We start from the raw sequence: 16,374 nt of genomic DNA on the forward strand, positions 1-16,374 counted from the left end.
TTTCCGGGCGAGGGAAGCAAAGCTTTATTTTGCCGTGATCGCGAGGGAAGCTCCTCGGGAGAAACAACCTTGGCGACGGCCGTGCTCGATGCTCTGCGCCTGCTTGCCTGTCTTGCCTGCGCCCAGGCTGCCCCGGCCGCCTCGCCGCCGGATGCGCTCGCCGTCGACGTCGAGCTGGTGCTGGCGGTCGACATCTCGCTGTCGATGGACGAGAAGGAGTTCGCCCTGGAGCGGGCCGGCTATGTCGAGGCGCTGCGGCATCCCGACTTCATCAAGGCTGTCCGCGCTGGCGCTACGGGCCGCATAGCGCTGACCTATTTCGAATGGGCCGGCACGGTGCGCGACGACGCGGTCATCGGCTGGCAGATTATCGATAGTGCCGAGAGCGCGAACAGCTTTGCCGACAAGGTCGCGGCTCGTCCGTTCCGCAGCTTTCGCGGCACTTCGATTTCCGGTGCGCTGGCCTTCGGCACCGAGCTTTTCGACCGCACGTCTTTCCAGGGCGAACGCAGCGTCATCGACATTTCGGGCGACGGACCGAACAATATAGGGCCGCCAGTCACCGCGACGCGCGATGCGGCGACCGTCAAAGGCATCGTCGTCAACGGCCTGCCGATCCTGATCAGCCCGTCGCCCACCTTCAGCCATCTCGACCAGTATTACGCGCAGTGCGTGACCGGCGGACCCGGTTCCTTCGTGCTGCCTATCTATGCCGCCGCCGAGTTTTCGACAGCCATCCGGCGCAAGCTGATCCTGGAAGTGAGCGGCATTCAGGACGAGATGAGAAGCATCCCCGTCGACGCGGCGACGCCGATAGACTGCCTGCAAGGCGAACGGGACAGGCGGTTTCTGTCGGATCCGTATTTTCCCGAACTTGACCGTTGAGCTCTCGACAGAGGGGTTAACGCGATCCGGAGGAAAAACCGTTCCACAATTTCCCGGAATCCCTCTCGGTTTAAGCGGGCCGGGCACCAAATTGATTGCGAAACTCGTTGGAGAGATCGCGGCGCCATCGCCGGCCGTGGACATAGCCTTGCATCAATTCCGGCAGCGAATAGCCAAGCGTCTTGGATGAACGGTTGGCCATGTAGCCCTGAAATGCCTCCGGTATCCTGCCTCGCAGGATGTCGGCGATGAGCTGCCGCGAGATCATGTAAGGCGGAATGTGCGGGTAGGCATGGGCAATATGCGGATGTTTGCCCATCAGGTTCGCATAGGCCTCGACATAGCCGTCACGACGGCCGGAAATCGAGTTCTCCGAATTGTATTTCGTCCAGTCCAGATCCCTGGACAACTGCGCACCGAAGCGCCGGGCAAGACGCAGCAGCAATTCGCGATCCTGCATGCGGGTGATGTCGCTGTCGTAGCCGCCGATGGCCAGCAAGGCTTCGCGGCGAGCCGTGATCGCGGAGCCGGCGATGAAGATGGTCTGCCCAACCAGCGTCCGCTCCAGCATTGCGGGGCTCACGAACGCCTCGGGGTTGACGCAGTTTGTGATGCGATTGCCCTTCAGGGACACGAACGAACTGATCAGCACTTGCAGTGCGGGATTTTCATCGAACCAGGTCAGGGTTCGTTCAAGCCGGTGCGGCATGTAGATGTCGTCGGAATCGAGGAACGTCACCAACGGTGCCCGCGCGCGCTCGATGCCGGCATTCCTGGCGGCGTTGGCGCCTCGCCATTTTGCCCCGACATAGATCAGCCGCGGGTCCTGGATACGGGCCATCGCCGCTTCGGTCCCATCGGTCGAACCATCGTCGACGACAATGTGCTCAAGCCTCGACATGCTCTGGGAGAGTACGCTTTCCACGGCGCGCAACACCGTTTCGCGTCGGTTGTGGGTCGGCGTAATGACCGTGATGAGAGGTGTTGGATCGATCCCGGCCATGTCTGTCAGCTGTTTCCTACGCAGGGTTGCGCGTCTGTCCAGGACTTTTCGATTTTCAGAACGGTTGAATGGATTGGACTTCCCTTCCTCTACACCACATCACGGTCGGTGCGACGCTACAAAAAACGACTGCCCCTGTCACTCACCGTGCCGGTACTCAATCCGCGCGAGACAACGAATCCCCGCTGCTAGCGTTCCAATTGCAACAGCACCGCCGCACATAGCATTGCGAATCACCATGGAAGCAACCCGTCATGACAGATAGCATACATCCCATTACCTCAGACGTAATCGCTTAGCGCTCGGGGTTTGGTCAGATTGCCCATGCGAGGCCGGCAACTCGGCTTCGATAACAAGGGAGTTCAGTCATGGCAGCTTACGCCGTCGCGCATATGCGCCAAGCCACAATGGGTCCGCAGATCGTCGAATATCTGCATAAGATAGATGCCACGCTGGAACCTTTCGGCGGCCGGTTTCTGATCCATGGCGGCGATGTGGAGGTGATTGAGAACGACTGGCCTGGCCATCTGATCATCATAGAATTTCCCGACAGGCAGCATGTGCATGGCTGGTACAATTCGCCCGCCTACCGGGCGATACTGGCGCTGCGCACGGACAATTCGGAGGCCGATGTGATGTTCGTCGACGGCGTCGAACATCCGCACAAGGCCACGGATGTTCTGGAGCAATTGACGGGTCAAGGTTCAATTGGACGCTGAACTGCGGTTCAAGGAATGGCGGTAAAGCGTCTAGCTATGCCCAACATAGTCGGGCACAGTTTCGATTTTGTCACGAACCATGCCAGTTGCGAAACTGAACTGACCCCAAAACGCCAAACCATAAAATGCCTGACCGACAATCAGAGAAAAGGGAACCTGCCAAAGCGGCATCCCCGTTTCCCGGGCATGACCTACGATCCGTCGTGTCGTGCGCCATGACATGGTGAGCCACCGGCTGAAAGACTTGACTATCCGTCGCGTACGGCTCGGCGAATTGAGCGCAACGAACTTCCGGTCGGCGTCGCGGCCTGTAACCAGGGCGCGCCAGTAAAAGAACCGCCAGCCCCTTGGCGAATAGTGATAAACGCGTGCGTTGACATTATGAATTTTGTGGCCCTCCCGCAGCAGTTCGCGCATCAGCAAAGTGCAGGAAACCTTGAAGCCGTTATGTTTTGGAAAAGGATGGCTGACGATCCACTCGCGTCGAAACGCTACATTGTTAGCGTTGATCGCTCGCTTCGAGGCAAATCGCCCGTCTCCATGCGCCATCGGGAAAAACCAGATCAACGCGAACGTTCTTGAAAAGAAATCGTCGTATGAGAGGTATGTATATCCGTTTGCGCAGATAATTTCGGAGTTTTCAAAGGGCTCAAGCAGTCCTGGCAGCCATCCTGGTTCCGCGACCACGTCGGAATCCATGAAGATGACGATATCTCCGTCCGATGCCAGCATGCCGTTGTTCTTTAGGTCGTAATACCGGCCGCCAGGGAAAGCCGTGAAGACAAGTTCGGCAACCTGACCGAGCTGCGGGGCCTCATTCGAAATCTCACGACGCAACGCATCTTTGTCCGACTCTTCTCCCCCGTGAGAGATAATGATCCTTGGTCGCGCTGAACCGGGTGCTGAAACCGATGAGATTTCTCGAGCCAAGGCTTTCATCCCAACGCCGATCTCGTCCCAGTCGATGGATTTTGCATTCTCCATTTCGACGACGAGTGAATAGGTTGGACGCTCTTGAGCCATATCTGAACCGATCAAGTTATTAGTGCCGATGTGGCTATAACGCTCTCGGCGGGCTGTCAAACCAGCGGGCAATACGATTTGTGCTCGTGATCGCCATGGACGGCGATGCGCTTTGATCAATAACACCGCATCTCTGGCGCCCCTGGATGCTTCGTGTTCCGCGGTCGATCAGATCGAGAACCTTGATCTCCTCTTTTTAAGAAAACCGCGACGGTAATTGTTGGCATGGAATTTCGACGTGTCAGAATATTCCGCCAAGAACCGCTCTCTCCACTCCTCATTGATGGTGTCTCGTTGAATATCGAGGCCCGAGCCGAGATCCGCCCCGGGTTTCAAGACAAGCTGGGCGTCGACCAGAGACGCAGCCCTTTCAAGGCAGGTCCGTGGCTGTTCAAGGAGTTCTTCGTATGTCAGTGACAGGAAGGACAATCCGTTCTTTGCAAACCAGACATCCCAGGCCAGATTTTCCAGGACAATTTTTTCAAGCGAGTCCGCGATTGCTTTGCCGTCGTAGCATGGTGTCTTCTGATCGGCCTCGGTAGAGCGGAACCGACCACTCTGACGAGCGCGGGTCCACGAAACTGCTTGGCCAACGAGGTCCCCACGCGTCAACCTGATATAGCGCAGCTTTGGAAGGCTTGCGGGGAGATCCACGGTTTTGGCAACTTGTGAAAACTGGCTGGCAAACAGTTTGACCGCGTAAATCCCGGAGGGAGACCGCCCGTCTTTCAGGGCACGCAAAACCTGGGCACGGGGATCGCGGGGATAATTCGGCATTTCTAGAACACGGCGGCCACCGAACCACTCGAGAGGGTTGCCAAGCCCGGTGGCTGCCATCAATCCGGCGAGGTGGTTGCTGCCGCTGCGCGGTGAGGTGCAGATGAGAATTCCGGCTTTCAACCCAGCCAGCATGTCCGGTGGGATTTCAACTGGCAAAGGGCGCCTACGAAAGAGATACATGGGCGATCAACACTACCGTTTCAGCAAGAACACTGCCTGCTGGCCGAAGAAGTTCCAGAACCACCATGGCATCGACAGGCCGATCTTCTGGCCGTTGGCGTCGAGAGCGGTTGCCTTCTCGACGGTCGCGCCGAGCTCGTCGCACAGATTGACGAAGTCGCGGATGGTGCAGAAGTGGATGTTGGGCGTGTCGTACCAGGAATAGGGCAGGTCCTTGGTCACTGGCATGCGGCCGTTGACGAACAGTGACAGACGCACACGCCAATGGCCGAAATTGGGGAAGGAGACGATGGCGCGATTGCCGATCCTGAGCAGTTCGTCGAGCACCAGCTTGGGGTTGCGGGTGGCCTGCAGCGTCTGCGAGAGAACGACGAAGTCAAAGCCCTTGTCGGGATAGAATTCGAGGTCCTTGTCGGCATCGCCCTGGATGACCGAGAGGCCGCGCGCCACGCATTCGTTGACGCCGCGCTGCGACAGCTCAAGTCCACGGCCGTCGACCTGCTTGGTGTCCTGCAGCAATTCAAGCAGCGAGCCGTCGCCAGAGCCGACGTCGAGCACGCGGGACTGTGGCGGGATGAGATTGGCGACGACCTCAAGATCGACGCGCTGGTCGAAATTGACGTTCATGATGAGAGCCCTCTCGCCCGGGCCGCCGAGCCGATGAAGCCGTTTATCGCGGCAAACAGTTCCGGCTCGTCGAGCAGGAAGGCGTCGTGGCCGCGGTCGGTCTCGATCTCGACGAACGACACCGATGCGCCGGCGGCGTTGAGCGCATGCACGATCGAGCGGCTCTCCTCGGTCGGAAACAGCCAATCCGAGGTGAAAGACACTAGACAGAAGCGGGTTTTCGTGCCGGCGAAAGCATCGGCCAGTCGGCCGCCATGGTCGGCGGCAAGGTCGAAATAGTCCATCGACCGCGTCATGTAGAGGTAGGAATTGGCGTCGAAGCGGTCGACGAAGGTCATGCCCTGGTGGCGCAGATAGCTTTCGATCTGGAAGTCGGCGTCGAAGCCGAAGGTCAGCGCTTCGCGATCCTGCAGATTGCGGCCGAACTTGCGGTGCAGGGCGGCTTCCGACAGGTAAGTGATGTGGGCGGCCATGCGCGCCACCGCAAGGCCCTTTTCCGGGCGTTTGCCGTGCTCGAAATATTTGCCGCCATGCCAGTCCGGATCGGCCATGACAGCCTGCCGGCCAACCTCATGGAAGGCGATGTTCTGCGAGGAATGGCGCGCGCCGGTGGCGATCGGCAGTGCCGAGAAGACGCGCTCCGGATAGCTCGACGCCCATTCCAGCACCTGCATGCCGCCCATCGAGCCGCCGAGCACGCAAAACAGTTTCTCGATGCCGAAATGGTCGATCAGCATCTGCTGGGCCCGCACCATGTCGCGGATGGTGATGATCGGCAGGTCGAGCCCATAGGGCTTGCCGGTGGCGGGATTGGTCGAGGCCGGGCCGGTGGAACCGAGACAACCGCCGATGACGTTGGAGCAGATGACGAAGAAGCGATTGGTGTCGATGATCTTGCCGGGGCCGATCAGCACTTCCCACCAGCCAGGCTTGCCGGTCACCGGATTGGTGCTGGCGACGTGCTGGTCTCCGGTCAGTGCATGGCAGACGAGGATGGCGTTGGAGCGGGCATCGTTCAGCGTGCCGTAGGTCTGGTAGGCGATCTGGAACGGCGACAGCAGCGTGCCTGCGTCCAGCTTGAGCGGCTTGTCGGATCCAAAACGCAAAACCGGGCTCGACGGTTGGTCGACCTCGTTGTTGGTTTTGCGGGCACGCAGAACGGCCATGACATCCATCTCACACTTTGAGCCCACGCATCGCGCTTGTCGAAAGTCGATGCCGATACGGGTGTCCGGCCGGCGCGGACAACAAAAAACCGGCATTGCGGTCGCAAAGCCGGTTACAGGATGCAAACGGCCCTTTAGCAAGTTGTTTAACGTGGCTGCAAGCCGACCGGCCAAATCACCACGGAAGTTCGCACCCCTTCTAGGGCTGTGGCGCGCCGTCGTCAACGGCCAGCCCTGGGCGATGGCTGTCGCCTCTCGACATTGCAGGCCACGGCTTGTATTTCCGCTGCGGCTTCCTTCAGGAAGCGTTCTCGACGGATTTTGCGACATGAGCCAGACACCGGACCAGGCACGTCCAACCCCGCGCGCGGGCATCATGGACATAGACGCCTATGTGCCGGGCAAGAGCACGGCGCCCGCCGGCGTCGCCAAGGTCCACAAGCTGTCCTCGAACGAGAATCCGCTCGGGCCCTCGCCGAAAGCGATCGAAGCCGCGCGCGAGATTGCCGGCAAGCTCGACATCTATCCCGACGGCACCGCCAGGCGGCTGCGCGAAGCGATCGCCGAGGTGCACGGCCTCAACCCGCAGAACATCATCTGTTCCAACGGTTCCGACGAGATCCTCGGCCTGCTGGCGCAGACCTATCTGGCGCCCGGCGACGAGGCTGTCATCACCGAACACGCCTTCATGGTCTACAAGATCTACATCCAGTCGGCCGGCGCCGTTCCGGTGACGATCAAGGAAAGGGATGAGCGCGCCGACATCGACGCCATCCTGGCCGCGGTCACGCCGCGCACCAGAATAGTGTTCCTCGCCAATCCCAACAACCCGACCGGCACCTATGTGCCGTTCCAGGAGGTGCGCCGCCTGCATGCCGGCCTGCCCAGGCACGTGCTTCTGGTGCTCGACGCGGCCTATGCCGAATATGTCCGCCGCAACGACTATGAGGCCGGCATCGAGCTGGTCGGCAGCACCGAGAACGTGGTGATGACCCGTACCTTCTCCAAGATCGGTCTCGGTGGCGCGCGGATCGGCTGGATGTATGCGCCGATGCATATCGTCGACGCCATCAACCGCGTGCGCGGTCCCTTCAACGTCAATGCGACGGCGATCGAGGCCGGCATCGCAGCCATCCGCGACCGCGCCCATGTCGAGCGCAGCGTGGCGCACAACGAGACCTGGCTTGCCTGGTTGAGCGAGGAATTCACAAAGCTCGGGTTGCGGGTGACGCCGAGCGTCGGCAATTTCGTCCTCGTTCATTTTCCCGACGAGCAGAAGCATTCGGCGGCGGCGGCGGACGACTATCTGACGGCGCGCGGCTATATATTGCGGCGCGTTTCGGGCTATGGCTTTCCCAACGCGTTGCGCATGACCGTCGGCACCGAAGAGGCCAATCGCGGCGTTGTCGCCGCTCTCACGACATTCCTGAAAAGCTAGAAACAATGACATCACCGATGTTTGAAAAGATCGCGCTGGTCGGCATCGGCCTGATCGGCTCGTCGCTGGCCCGCGTCATCCGCCGCGAGGGGCTGGCCCGTCACGTGGCCATATCAACGCGCAGTGCGGCGACGCTGGCGCGGGCTGAGGAGCTTGGGCTGGGCGATAGCTATAGCACCGATGCGAGCGAAGCTGTCCGCGATGCGGATCTGGTCATCGTCTCGGTGCCGGTCGGCTCATCCGGCGCAGTTGCCGAGGAAATCGCGCCGGCGCTGAAGCCGGGTGCCATCCTCACCGATGTCGGCTCGACCAAGGCGTCTGTCATCGCGCAGATGCAGCCTTATGTGCCTGAAGGTGTCCATTTCATTCCCGGTCACCCGCTGGCGGGCACGGAAAAATCCGGCCCCGACGCCGGTTTCGCCGACTTGTTCGACAATCGCTGGTGCATCTTCACGCCGCTGCCCGACACTGACCCGGACGCGCTGGAGAGGCTGTCGGAATTCTGGCGGCGCTGCGGCGCCAACATCGATACGATGGACCCGCAGCATCACGACATGACGCTGGCCATCGTCTCGCATCTGCCGCACATCATCGCCTACAACATTGTCGGCACCGCCGATGATCTGCAGTCGGTGACCAAATCCGAAGTGATCAAATATTCGGCTTCCGGCTTCCGCGACTTCACCCGCCTTGCCGCCTCCGACCCGACCATGTGGCGGGATGTCTGCCTGCACAACAAGGACGCCATCCTCGAAATGCTGGCGCGGTTCTCGGAAGATCTGGCGTCGCTGCAACGCGCGATCCGCTGGGGCGACGGCGAAAAGCTCTTCGACCTGTTCACCCGCACCCGCGCCGTGCGCCGCTCGATCATCGAGGCCGGCCAGGACATCGACGTGCCCGATTTCGGCCGCCAGGCCGTCGAGCATCCCGCGAAGGGCTAAGTCTGTTTCAGGCAGGCCAGGTCGCGGCAACCATGGCCAGCGTCTCGGCCCGGTTCGGCGCACCAAGCCTGCCGCCAAAGCGCAGGCATTTGAGCGCGGCGGCCGCACTGGCAAAGCGCAAAGCCTGCTCGACCGGCATGGCTTCCGCCAGCCCGACGGCGAAGGCGCCGTGAAAGACATCGCCGGCGGCGAGCGTATCCACCGCCTTGATCCTCGGCGCCGCGACATGGCGCACGCAGCCTGCGCGACGGTCGTGCCACCAACTGCCCGCCGCGCCGCCTGTCACCGCGACAAAAGCGTCGGTGCGGCCGGCGAGATCGGCGCAAGCCGTTTCCGGATCGAGCGCCTGGCCGCAGACAATGCGCGCCGCCGGCTCCGAAGCGACGATGTGCGTGGCGAGCGGCAACAGCTGTTCGAGGATCTGCAACGGTGCGGTATCGGCATCGAGGATAGCCGGCCGGCCAACGGCGCGTGCCGCCCTGAGTGCCAGCGCTGCCGCGCCAGGCCAGCGGACATCGACCAATACCGCGTCGAATGCCATGAGGTCGGCGACCGGCAGGATTTCGGGATCGGCCTGGGCAAGCCGGTCATAGAACGGCACGATGATGCGCTCGCCATGCGCGTCGACCAGGATCGAGGCCAGCGCCGAGCGGGCGCCTCTGACGCGGCGCACAAAGGTGCAGTCGACCCCCTCGGCTTCGATCGCGGCAATGAGATGGTCGGCGACGGCATCGTCGCCGGCGCTCGCCCACAGCGATACCTCGGCGCCGAGGCGATGGGCGGCGCAGGCAGCACTCGTGGCCATGCCCGAGGCGATCTGGACGCCATCGGAGGCGATGAACTTGCCCTGATGCACGGGCAGCGTCTCGACGCGCAGGATGGTGTCCAGCGTCAAGGCGCCAACGCTCAGCAGCTTCACGGGTCTTGTCATGGTTGAGCTATTCGACCGGCTTGATCTTGCCCAGCGGAATGAAGCCGAGCGAGGCCTTGCCCCTGACCACTTTCAGCGGCATCGACGGTTCGTTGCCGAGCACCGCCAGGGCAGAAAAACCCTGCTCGATCTGGCTTTTCTGCTCGGGTATGGCGGCGCCGAGGATGGCCGCCACCGCCTTCGGGTCCTTCAGCCTGATCATCAGGTCGGCGTTGACCAGGCCCTCGGCATCGACCGACAGCGGCCCCGAAACCGTGATGCGCGCCGTCCCCGACGACAAATCGAGATTGCGGATTTCGATCGCCTGGCCACGAAGGCTCTTCACCTGCGTGCCGATCAACGCGACACCGTTCTTCAGCGTGACATCGCCGCTGGCGTCGAGCGCCGGAAGCACGCGCCCGCCAATCGCGTCGGGGTCGATCTCGAGATCGCCGAAACTGCCGAGATAGTCGATATCCCCACCGTTGGGTTGCAATTGGCCTGCGGCCTTGCCAGCGCTGAACAGTTGCACCGGATCGGTGTCGTCGGCTGGATCGGTCTGGCCGGACAGGCCCTCCGCCTGCAGAGAAATCCGCTGCGGCAGCGGCCACCACAATTTGAAATTGGCTTGCAGATTGTCCCAGTCGATCCACAGCGGCACCATGTCCGGAATGGAGGTCCTGAGCGGGCCGCGCAGATTGGCAACCGGCGACAGAGGCTGGATGATCTGGGCGGCTGCGTTGAAACTGCCGGCTGAGGCCGCAATGTTCTTGGCATCGTCCTCATAGGCGAGGTTGTCGCAGGAGACGGTAAAGCTCAAGGGATAGCCGCTGACCTGGAGATTGGCGCAGCCGGCCTCGACGCCATTCTTGTTGAGCGTGGCAACCGCCTTGTCGGCTTCGCTCCTGACGCGGTCAGCCAGATAGAACCAGCCGCCGCTGTAGAGGGCGAACAGCACGGCTATGAATGCTGCAAGCCAGACCAGGCGGCGACGTTTGTTCGGCTGGCGTTCGTCACTTGACGTCATGCTTTGGCTCTCGTTAACGCATGGGTGTTGCGGACGGGTAGTCGATTCCGCCAGGTGGACAGACGAATAGTTAGACGGGACGGGTGGAAAAAACACCGGTCCGGGTGCGGTGTTGGCATCTTTTGCAATCAGGCGCGGCGATATGGGCGATTTTTGGGTGTTTGGCTATGGCTCGCTGATCTGGCGGCCGGGATTCGCGCATGTCGAAACACAGCGTGCCCGCCTGCATGGCTACCGGCGCTCGCTCTGCGTCTATTCCTTCGTGCATCGCGGCACGCGTAATCGGCCTGGGCTGGTGCTCGGCCTCGACCGTGGCGGGTCCTGCGTCGGCCTCGCATTCCGCGTCCCCGGCGACTTGCGCGACGAGGTCATGGCCTATCTTCGCGAGCGCGAACTGGTCACCAATGTCTATCTGGAGCGCATGCTCAAGATTCGCCTCGACGGGGGCGATACGGTCGACGCGGTGGTCTACATCGTCGACCGCCAGCACGAGCAATATGCCGGAGCGCTCGACGCGGCGGATGCGGCGGCCGTGGTGCGCGGCGCGGTCGGCCAGTCCGGCAACAACGAGGATTATGTGCTCAGCACGCTGGAGCATCTCGAGGCGCTGGGCATAAGCGACCACTGGCTGGAGGATGTCGCCAGGCAGGTCGCGCCTTTGTGAAGCTGGCTCTGCGGAAAAAGGCGGCCAGGCCTTTGACCTCGTTCAGGCAAGACCTAGGTTAGGCTCCGACCCTCAGCCCGCGGGCGCCATTTGCCCGCCCCAATCATCCCGGAGATCCGCCTTGCAGAAACGTCGTCTCGGTCGCACCGACCTGTCCATCGCGCCGCTGGTTCTGGGCGGCAATGTCTTCGGCTGGACCGCCGACGAGAAAACCTCGTTCGACCTGCTCGACCGCTTCGTCGGCGCCGGCCTCAACGCCATCGATACGGCGGATGCCTATTCGCGCTGGGTTCCCGGCCACAAGGGCGGTGAATCGGAAACCATCATCGGCAAATGGATGAAAGACCGTGGCAATCGCGACAAGGTCGTGGTGATCACCAAGGTCGGTTCGGATATGGGGCAGGGACACAAGGACCTGTCCGCCGCATACATCGAAAAGGCCGTCGACGCATCGCTGAAGCGGCTGCAGACCGAAGTCATCGACCTCTATCTGTCGCACTGGCCGGACCCTGCAACCCCCTACGAAGAAACGCTTGGCGCCTACGAGAAGCTGCTCGCCAAGGGCAAAATCCGCTATGCCGGCTGTTCGAATCTCGACGCCGGCCAATTGCGCGCCGCACTCGATGTGGCGAGCTTGCGCAGCCTGCCGCGCTACGAGGTGCTGCAGCCGGAATACAATCTCTACGATCGCTCGTCCTTCGATGGGCCGTTGCGCGATCTGTGCGTGGCCGAGGACATCGGCGTCATCACCTATTTCAGCCTGGCCAAGGGTTTCCTCAGCGGCAAATACCGCAGCGAGGCCGATCTCGGCCAAAGCCCGCGTGGCGGCGGGGTTAAAGACTACCTCAACGCGCGCGGCACGCGCATCCTTGCGGCACTCGACGCGGTTTCATCAAGGCATTCGGCCAAGCAGGCGGAAGTCGCGCTTGCCTGGGTTATCGCACGGCCAGGCGTCACCGCGCCGATCGCCAGTGCGACCAAGCCTGAACAGATGGACAGCCTGATCAAGGCGGCGTCGCTGAAATTGAGCGCCGACGACATGGCCGAGCTCGACAAAGCGAGCGGCTGAAGCTTCGGGCAGCCACCGAGTTCGGCTGAATGTTGCCCGAGAGCCTTCGTTTCAGGTCTTCACGCCGAGCTCCCGCAACCGCTTCACCGCCGTTGGCGGCAGAGCCGGCGGATTGGGCGACTGGGAGGCCTCGATGAGGAACTGGTCGCAGGCAGCCTCGGTCTCGCCGATCAGCCGGGCCATGAATTCGTCCTTGCTCAGTCCCGGTGGGATCGGCGGCAGGAAACGCGCCTTGATGGTGCCGGGATAGCGCAGGAATTTCCGACGCGGCCAATAAAGGCCGGCGACATGGGCAACCGGCACCACCGGAACGCCAAGCTGTGCATAGATTTCGACGATGCCGTATTTGTAGGCCGGCTCGTCGCCCGGCGCGCGTCTTGTCCCTTCGGGGTAGATGATGAGCTGGCGGGGGTTGCGCGCCATCTCCTCCTTGGTAGCGGCGACCACGGCCTTCAGCGCTTTCGAGCGGCTGCCTCGGTGAACCGGGATCATGCGCATCTTCATGATGTACCAGCCGAAGAACGGGATCCAGGTCAGCTCGCGCTTCAGGATGTAGAGCGGGTCGTGAAGGAAGGGGAAGAAGGCGATCGCGTCCCAGAACGACTGGTGCTTCGGTGCCAGGATGAAGGAGCCTTCGGGCAGGTTTTCCCGGCCGGTGATCTCGTTCTTCGTCCCGGCGATCTTGTCGTAAAGCCACATCGAGGTGCGTGACCAGAATTTCGGTACGAACCAGGCGCGGTGCCGGGGCGACAGGAAATAGTAGGGGGTCCAGAGGATCATCTGGACGATCAAGTTGACGTAAAAGACGAAATTGAACGTCAGCGATCTGATGTAGAGCATTTGGGGGGAGCCCGGTGAGGAGGTGAGCGTTGGTTACACCAAGCGCGGGAAAAAAGGAAATGGCCGCAGGGCGCTTTGGTTGGCGACGAAGAACGGCCGCCGATGGGGGCTGGCTTGGTTCCGCTACATCAGCCGCGCCAGCCGCTCTTTCAGGCGCGGAGCGGCAAAATCGAGGAAGGCGCGCAGCTTGACCGGCAGCAGGCCGTGGCCCGCATGCACCAGGCTTACCGGCCATGGCGCCGGCTCGAATTCCTGCAGCAGGACGCGCAGCGTGCCGGACCGCAGCGCGGCTTCGATCTGGTAGGAAAGCACACGTGTCAGCCCGACGCCGGCAATCGCCGCATCGATGGCCGCTTCGGCGGTGTTGACCTGAAGCCGGGAGCGGACCCGAACCGGGATTTCGGCCTTGCCCTTGGTGAAGCTCCAACTGGCGGCGGAGGCAAGTCCCTCGAAGGTGATGCAATCGTGTGTTTCCAGATCCTCCGGGGTAGTCGGCGTGCCGTGGTCGGCCAGATAGGCCGGGCTGACGCAGACGACGCGGCGGATCGCGCCGACGCCGATGGCGACCAGGCTCGAATCGGGCAACTGGCCGATGCGGATGGCGAGATCGAAATGGTCCTCGACCAGCTGGGTTATGCGGTCTGCCAATGTCAGGCGGATGTCCACGTCTGGATAGGCGGCGAGAAAGCCGGTGACGACCGGCAGCACGTGCAGGCGGCCAAAGACGACCGGCGCGGTGATAGCCAGTTCGCCGGTCGGAGCACTGTATTCGCCGGCTGCCGTGCGTTCGGCCTCGCCGACGTCGTCGAGGATGCGGCGGCAGGCGGCAAGATAGGCCTGGCCGGCATCGGTCGGTGTCAGCCGTCGCGTCGAGCGATTCAGGAGACGTGTGTTCAGATGGCGCTCGAGATCGGAAATCTTGCGGCTGACCGTCGCCAGCGGAATGCCGAAACGGCGGCTGGCCGCGGAAAGGCTGCCGGCCTCCACCGCGGCGACAAAGAGCGACATGGCTTCGAGACGATCCATAGCTTCTTCCGAAAAATGGAAGGATGGGTTACGAATATGGCATCTGCATTCGAATGATGGAAGGCTTTATATTGGGTCTGTCGGCCTGCCTGCAGCATGGCCTCGCAAAGGAGTTGCCATGTCCGAAGCCCGCCCGCCGCTGCCGCCGTTTACCGCCGAGACCGCAGCGCAGAAGGCGCGCATGGCCGAGGATGCCTGGAACTCCCGCGATCCGGCACGGGTCGCGCTTGCCTATACGACGGAAAGCCGCTGGCGCAACCGCGCCGAACTCCTGCAAGGCCGCGACGCCATCCAGGCCTTCCTGACGCGCAAATGGAGCCGCGAGCTCGACTACCGGCTGATCAAGGAGGTCTGGGCCTTCCACGGGAACCGCATCGCGGTGCGTTTCGCTTACGAATGGCGCGACGACAGCGGTTCATGGTTCCGCAGCTACGGCAACGAGAACTGGGAATTCGACGAACACGGGCTGATGCGTCTGCGCATCGCCAGCATCAACGACCTGCCGATCGGCGAGGCCGATCGCAAGTATCACTGGCCGCTCGGCCGGCGGCCGGACGACCACCCGACACTGTCGGAGCTCGGACTTTAGCATCTTGCCGCAAGGAGGCTTTCGATGAACGCGCATGCTTTCACCAGCGACGTCGCCTTCACGCCGACCGTCAAGGCGATCCAGGCCCGCAAGGGCTCGCGTCAGTCCTATGCCCGCGTCGAGGAGCGTGGCGGCTGGCAGGCCGGCATCACCCCGGACCTTGCCGCCTTCATCGAAATGCAGACCAGCGTCTTCCTGTCGACCGCCAATGGCGAGGGGCAGCCCTATGTCCAGCATCGCGGCGGGCCGGCCGGCTTCCTCAAGGTGCTGGATGAACATACGATCGGCTTCGCGGACTTTTCCGGCAACCGGCAGTTCATCACGCAGGGCAATCTGGCCGACAATCCAAGGGCGTTCCTGTTCCTGATCGACTATATGCACCGCCAGCGCATCAAGATCTGGGGCACGGCGCGGGTCGTCGAGAGTGAGGCCGAGCTGATGGCGAAACTGATGCCGCAAGACTACAGAGCGCGCCCCGAGCAGGTCATCCTGTTCACGGTCTCGGCCTGGGATGCCAATTGCCCGCAGCACATCCCGCAACGGTTCGAGGCAGCCGACGTGGCGGCGGCACTCGGCGAGCGGGACAAGCGTATCGAACGCCTTGAGCAGGAGATTGCACGGCTCAGGGGAAATTCGGGCACGGCCGCAGGGGAATGATCAGCCGCCGGCCGCGGTTTCGGCCAGCGCGATGCCGTTGGGTGTCGGCTTGACCGGCACGATGCCGCGCGCCAGCGCCAGCAGATATTTGTTGTATTCGGTGAACAGCACGCGCAAGGCCCGCGGCTTGGTCAGCCAGCCGCCATTGTCGAGGTTGGAATTGACCACCGGATAGGGCTCGAGCTTGGCGCCATGCAGTAGCCTGCCCATTTCAAGCAGGCTGCGCGGCATATGATAATTGTTGGTGACGAGGATCACCGTGCCATAGGCGTGGCTCTCGACCCATTTGGCGCTTTCCTCGGCGTTGCCGATCGTATCGAGCGCGGCGCGGTCGATGTCGACGCAACAGGAAAACAGATTCTTGTCGCCGCCGGTCGCCGCCTGCAACTGGCGACGGCTGGCGGAAGGATGGACGCCGCTGATCAGCAGCCGTTCGCCCTTGCCGGACGCCAGCAGATCCATCGCCGCATCGAGGCGGGACTGGCCGCCGGTCAAGACAATGATCGCGTCTGCCTTGGCCGGATTGGCGGGCGTTGTCAGATGGCTGACCTTGTTGGCGAACCAACCGAAGCCGCCGGCGAACAGGGTTGCGAGGATGAGAACGGAGAGAGCGGACAGGCGCAACGCGGCTCTTAGGCGGCTCACAGCGCGGCGGTCATGCGAACGGGCAACCACCACTGGCATCTGCCCAGCCGTACCGGTCGAATCCCGCGCGTCCATCGCCATATGGTTAATCCTGAAATGTGGCCTTGGGTAGGTAAAAGACGCACTTTGCGTTACGTGAATTCTCCATCCGTGATCAGCCTGTTCTATCCATGTCGTTGTTGAGC

Annotated in this window: 18 protein-coding genes and 1 riboswitch; of the genes, 8 read left to right on the forward strand and 10 right to left on the reverse strand. The window is 62.1% G+C overall.

Features of this window, described 5'->3' with window-relative positions:
• Positions 1-81: 81 nt before the first annotated feature.
• Complete coding sequence (locus tag MESCI2_RS0119880) at positions 82-885, forward strand: DUF1194 domain-containing protein (RefSeq protein WP_027038103.1); 804 nt, start codon at positions 82-84, stop codon at positions 883-885.
• A gap of 70 nt (positions 886-955) precedes the next feature.
• Here the strand turns inward: MESCI2_RS0119880 and MESCI2_RS0119885 are convergent, their stop codons facing one another.
• A complete protein-coding gene (locus MESCI2_RS0119885) occupies positions 956-1,888 on the reverse strand; it encodes a glycosyltransferase family 2 protein (protein ID WP_027038104.1) in 933 nt (310 codons plus the stop codon).
• 368 nt (positions 1,889-2,256) lie between these two features.
• Between MESCI2_RS0119885 and MESCI2_RS0119890 the strand changes: the two genes are divergently transcribed.
• A complete protein-coding gene (locus tag MESCI2_RS0119890; RefSeq protein ID WP_027038105.1) occupies positions 2,257-2,607 on the forward strand; it encodes a DUF1330 domain-containing protein in 351 nt (116 codons plus the stop codon).
• Positions 2,608-2,637: 30 nt separating this feature from the next.
• Here the strand turns inward: MESCI2_RS0119890 and MESCI2_RS0119895 are convergent, their stop codons facing one another.
• The 4 genes from MESCI2_RS0119895 to metX are packed head-to-tail and all read right to left on the reverse strand — an operon-like array spanning position 2,638 to position 6,383.
• Complete coding sequence (locus MESCI2_RS0119895; RefSeq protein WP_245270401.1) at positions 2,638-3,756, reverse strand: glycosyltransferase family 2 protein; 1,119 nt, start codon at positions 3,754-3,756, stop codon at positions 2,638-2,640.
• A gap of 42 nt (positions 3,757-3,798) precedes the next feature.
• Positions 3,799-4,590 (reverse strand): Stf0 family sulfotransferase, encoded by a 792-nt coding sequence (locus MESCI2_RS0119900; protein WP_081738812.1) that lies wholly within the window; start codon positions 4,588-4,590, stop codon positions 3,799-3,801.
• Positions 4,591-4,602: 12 nt separating this feature from the next.
• The gene (gene metW / locus MESCI2_RS0119905; RefSeq protein WP_027038108.1) at positions 4,603-5,217 is read right to left on the reverse strand and encodes a methionine biosynthesis protein MetW; all 615 of its coding nucleotides are present in this window, start codon (positions 5,215-5,217) and stop codon (positions 4,603-4,605) included.
• Positions 5,214-6,383 carry a homoserine O-acetyltransferase MetX gene (gene metX, locus MESCI2_RS0119910; protein WP_027038109.1) on the reverse strand — a complete coding sequence of 390 codons (1,170 nt, stop codon included), beginning with the start codon at positions 6,381-6,383 and terminating at the stop codon, positions 5,214-5,216. Before metX ends, metW begins: the two co-directional genes overlap by 4 nt.
• A gap of 114 nt (positions 6,384-6,497) precedes the next feature.
• Positions 6,498-6,575: riboswitch (SAM riboswitch) on the reverse strand.
• A gap of 136 nt (positions 6,576-6,711) precedes the next feature.
• On the opposite strand from metX, the gene hisC reads away from it, so the two are divergent.
• Together hisC and MESCI2_RS0119920 are read left to right on the forward strand one after the other, a co-directional pair.
• Positions 6,712-7,821: a histidinol-phosphate transaminase gene (hisC, locus tag MESCI2_RS0119915; protein WP_027038110.1), complete on the forward strand. Its 1,110-nt coding sequence runs from the start codon at positions 6,712-6,714 to the stop codon at positions 7,819-7,821.
• Between the two features lie 5 nt (positions 7,822-7,826).
• Complete coding sequence (locus MESCI2_RS0119920; RefSeq protein WP_027038111.1) at positions 7,827-8,762, forward strand: prephenate/arogenate dehydrogenase family protein; 936 nt, start codon at positions 7,827-7,829, stop codon at positions 8,760-8,762.
• A gap of 7 nt (positions 8,763-8,769) precedes the next feature.
• Here MESCI2_RS0119920 and MESCI2_RS0119925 read toward each other — a convergent pair whose 3' ends face one another.
• Together MESCI2_RS0119925 and MESCI2_RS0119930 are read right to left on the reverse strand one after the other, a co-directional pair.
• A complete protein-coding gene (locus MESCI2_RS0119925) occupies positions 8,770-9,693 on the reverse strand; it encodes a sugar kinase (RefSeq protein ID WP_027038112.1) in 924 nt (307 codons plus the stop codon).
• Positions 9,694-9,700: 7 nt separating this feature from the next.
• The gene (locus MESCI2_RS0119930; RefSeq protein WP_027038113.1) at positions 9,701-10,699 is read right to left on the reverse strand and encodes a DUF2125 domain-containing protein; all 999 of its coding nucleotides are present in this window, start codon (positions 10,697-10,699) and stop codon (positions 9,701-9,703) included.
• A gap of 142 nt (positions 10,700-10,841) precedes the next feature.
• On the opposite strand from MESCI2_RS0119930, the gene MESCI2_RS0119935 reads away from it, so the two are divergent.
• The gene (locus MESCI2_RS0119935; RefSeq protein WP_027038114.1) at positions 10,842-11,363 is read left to right on the forward strand and encodes a gamma-glutamylcyclotransferase; all 522 of its coding nucleotides are present in this window, start codon (positions 10,842-10,844) and stop codon (positions 11,361-11,363) included.
• Between the two features lie 121 nt (positions 11,364-11,484).
• On the forward strand, positions 11,485-12,432 hold the full coding sequence (locus MESCI2_RS0119940) for an aldo/keto reductase (RefSeq protein WP_027038115.1): 948 nt from the start codon (positions 11,485-11,487) through the stop codon (positions 12,430-12,432).
• Between the two features lie 51 nt (positions 12,433-12,483).
• Here MESCI2_RS0119940 and MESCI2_RS0119945 read toward each other — a convergent pair whose 3' ends face one another.
• Both MESCI2_RS0119945 and MESCI2_RS0119950 read right to left on the reverse strand, forming a co-directional pair.
• Positions 12,484-13,272: a lysophospholipid acyltransferase family protein gene (locus tag MESCI2_RS0119945; protein WP_027038116.1), complete on the reverse strand. Its 789-nt coding sequence runs from the start codon at positions 13,270-13,272 to the stop codon at positions 12,484-12,486.
• Positions 13,273-13,395: 123 nt separating this feature from the next.
• Entirely contained in the window at positions 13,396-14,298 is a 903-nt protein-coding gene (locus tag MESCI2_RS0119950; RefSeq protein ID WP_027038117.1) for a LysR family transcriptional regulator, read from the reverse strand.
• Positions 14,299-14,416: 118 nt separating this feature from the next.
• Between MESCI2_RS0119950 and MESCI2_RS0119955 the strand changes: the two genes are divergently transcribed.
• Positions 14,417-14,887, forward strand: coding sequence for a DUF1348 family protein (locus MESCI2_RS0119955; RefSeq protein ID WP_027038118.1), 471 nt, complete (start codon positions 14,417-14,419; stop codon positions 14,885-14,887).
• A 24-nt stretch (positions 14,888-14,911) separates the two neighbouring features.
• Entirely contained in the window at positions 14,912-15,544 is a 633-nt protein-coding gene (locus tag MESCI2_RS0119960) for a pyridoxamine 5'-phosphate oxidase family protein (protein ID WP_027038119.1), read from the forward strand.
• Here MESCI2_RS0119960 and MESCI2_RS0119965 read toward each other — a convergent pair whose 3' ends face one another.
• On the reverse strand, positions 15,545-16,270 hold the full coding sequence (locus MESCI2_RS0119965) for a YdcF family protein (RefSeq protein ID WP_027038120.1): 726 nt from the start codon (positions 16,268-16,270) through the stop codon (positions 15,545-15,547).
• Between the last annotated feature and the right edge of the window lie 104 nt (positions 16,271-16,374).

Source organism: Mesorhizobium ciceri WSM4083, assembly GCF_000519305.1.
Taxonomy (GTDB): domain Bacteria; phylum Pseudomonadota; class Alphaproteobacteria; order Rhizobiales; family Rhizobiaceae; genus Mesorhizobium; species Mesorhizobium ciceri_B.

Coding starts and splice junctions, on each gene's coding strand:
- MESCI2_RS0119885 (WP_027038104.1), bottom strand. CDS start 1,888: ATGGCCGGGATCGATCCAACACCTCTCATCACGGTCATTACGCCGACC.
- MESCI2_RS0119890 (WP_027038105.1), top strand. CDS start 2,257: ATGGCAGCTTACGCCGTCGCGCATATGCGCCAAGCCACAATGGGTCCG.
- MESCI2_RS0119900 (WP_081738812.1), bottom strand. CDS start 4,590: ATGTATCTCTTTCGTAGGCGCCCTTTGCCAGTTGAAATCCCACCGGAC.
- metW (WP_027038108.1), bottom strand. CDS start 5,217: ATGAACGTCAATTTCGACCAGCGCGTCGATCTTGAGGTCGTCGCCAAT.
- metX (WP_027038109.1), bottom strand. CDS start 6,383: ATGGCCGTTCTGCGTGCCCGCAAAACCAACAACGAGGTCGACCAACCG.
- hisC (WP_027038110.1), top strand. CDS start 6,712: ATGAGCCAGACACCGGACCAGGCACGTCCAACCCCGCGCGCGGGCATC.
- MESCI2_RS0119920 (WP_027038111.1), top strand. CDS start 7,827: ATGACATCACCGATGTTTGAAAAGATCGCGCTGGTCGGCATCGGCCTG.
- MESCI2_RS0119925 (WP_027038112.1), bottom strand. CDS start 9,693: ATGACAAGACCCGTGAAGCTGCTGAGCGTTGGCGCCTTGACGCTGGAC.
- MESCI2_RS0119930 (WP_027038113.1), bottom strand. CDS start 10,699: ATGACGTCAAGTGACGAACGCCAGCCGAACAAACGTCGCCGCCTGGTC.
- MESCI2_RS0119935 (WP_027038114.1), top strand. CDS start 10,842: ATGGGCGATTTTTGGGTGTTTGGCTATGGCTCGCTGATCTGGCGGCCG.
- MESCI2_RS0119945 (WP_027038116.1), bottom strand. CDS start 13,272: ATGCTCTACATCAGATCGCTGACGTTCAATTTCGTCTTTTACGTCAAC.
- MESCI2_RS0119950 (WP_027038117.1), bottom strand. CDS start 14,298: ATGGATCGTCTCGAAGCCATGTCGCTCTTTGTCGCCGCGGTGGAGGCC.
- MESCI2_RS0119955 (WP_027038118.1), top strand. CDS start 14,417: ATGTCCGAAGCCCGCCCGCCGCTGCCGCCGTTTACCGCCGAGACCGCA.
- MESCI2_RS0119960 (WP_027038119.1), top strand. CDS start 14,912: ATGAACGCGCATGCTTTCACCAGCGACGTCGCCTTCACGCCGACCGTC.
- MESCI2_RS0119965 (WP_027038120.1), bottom strand. CDS start 16,270: ATGGCGATGGACGCGCGGGATTCGACCGGTACGGCTGGGCAGATGCCA.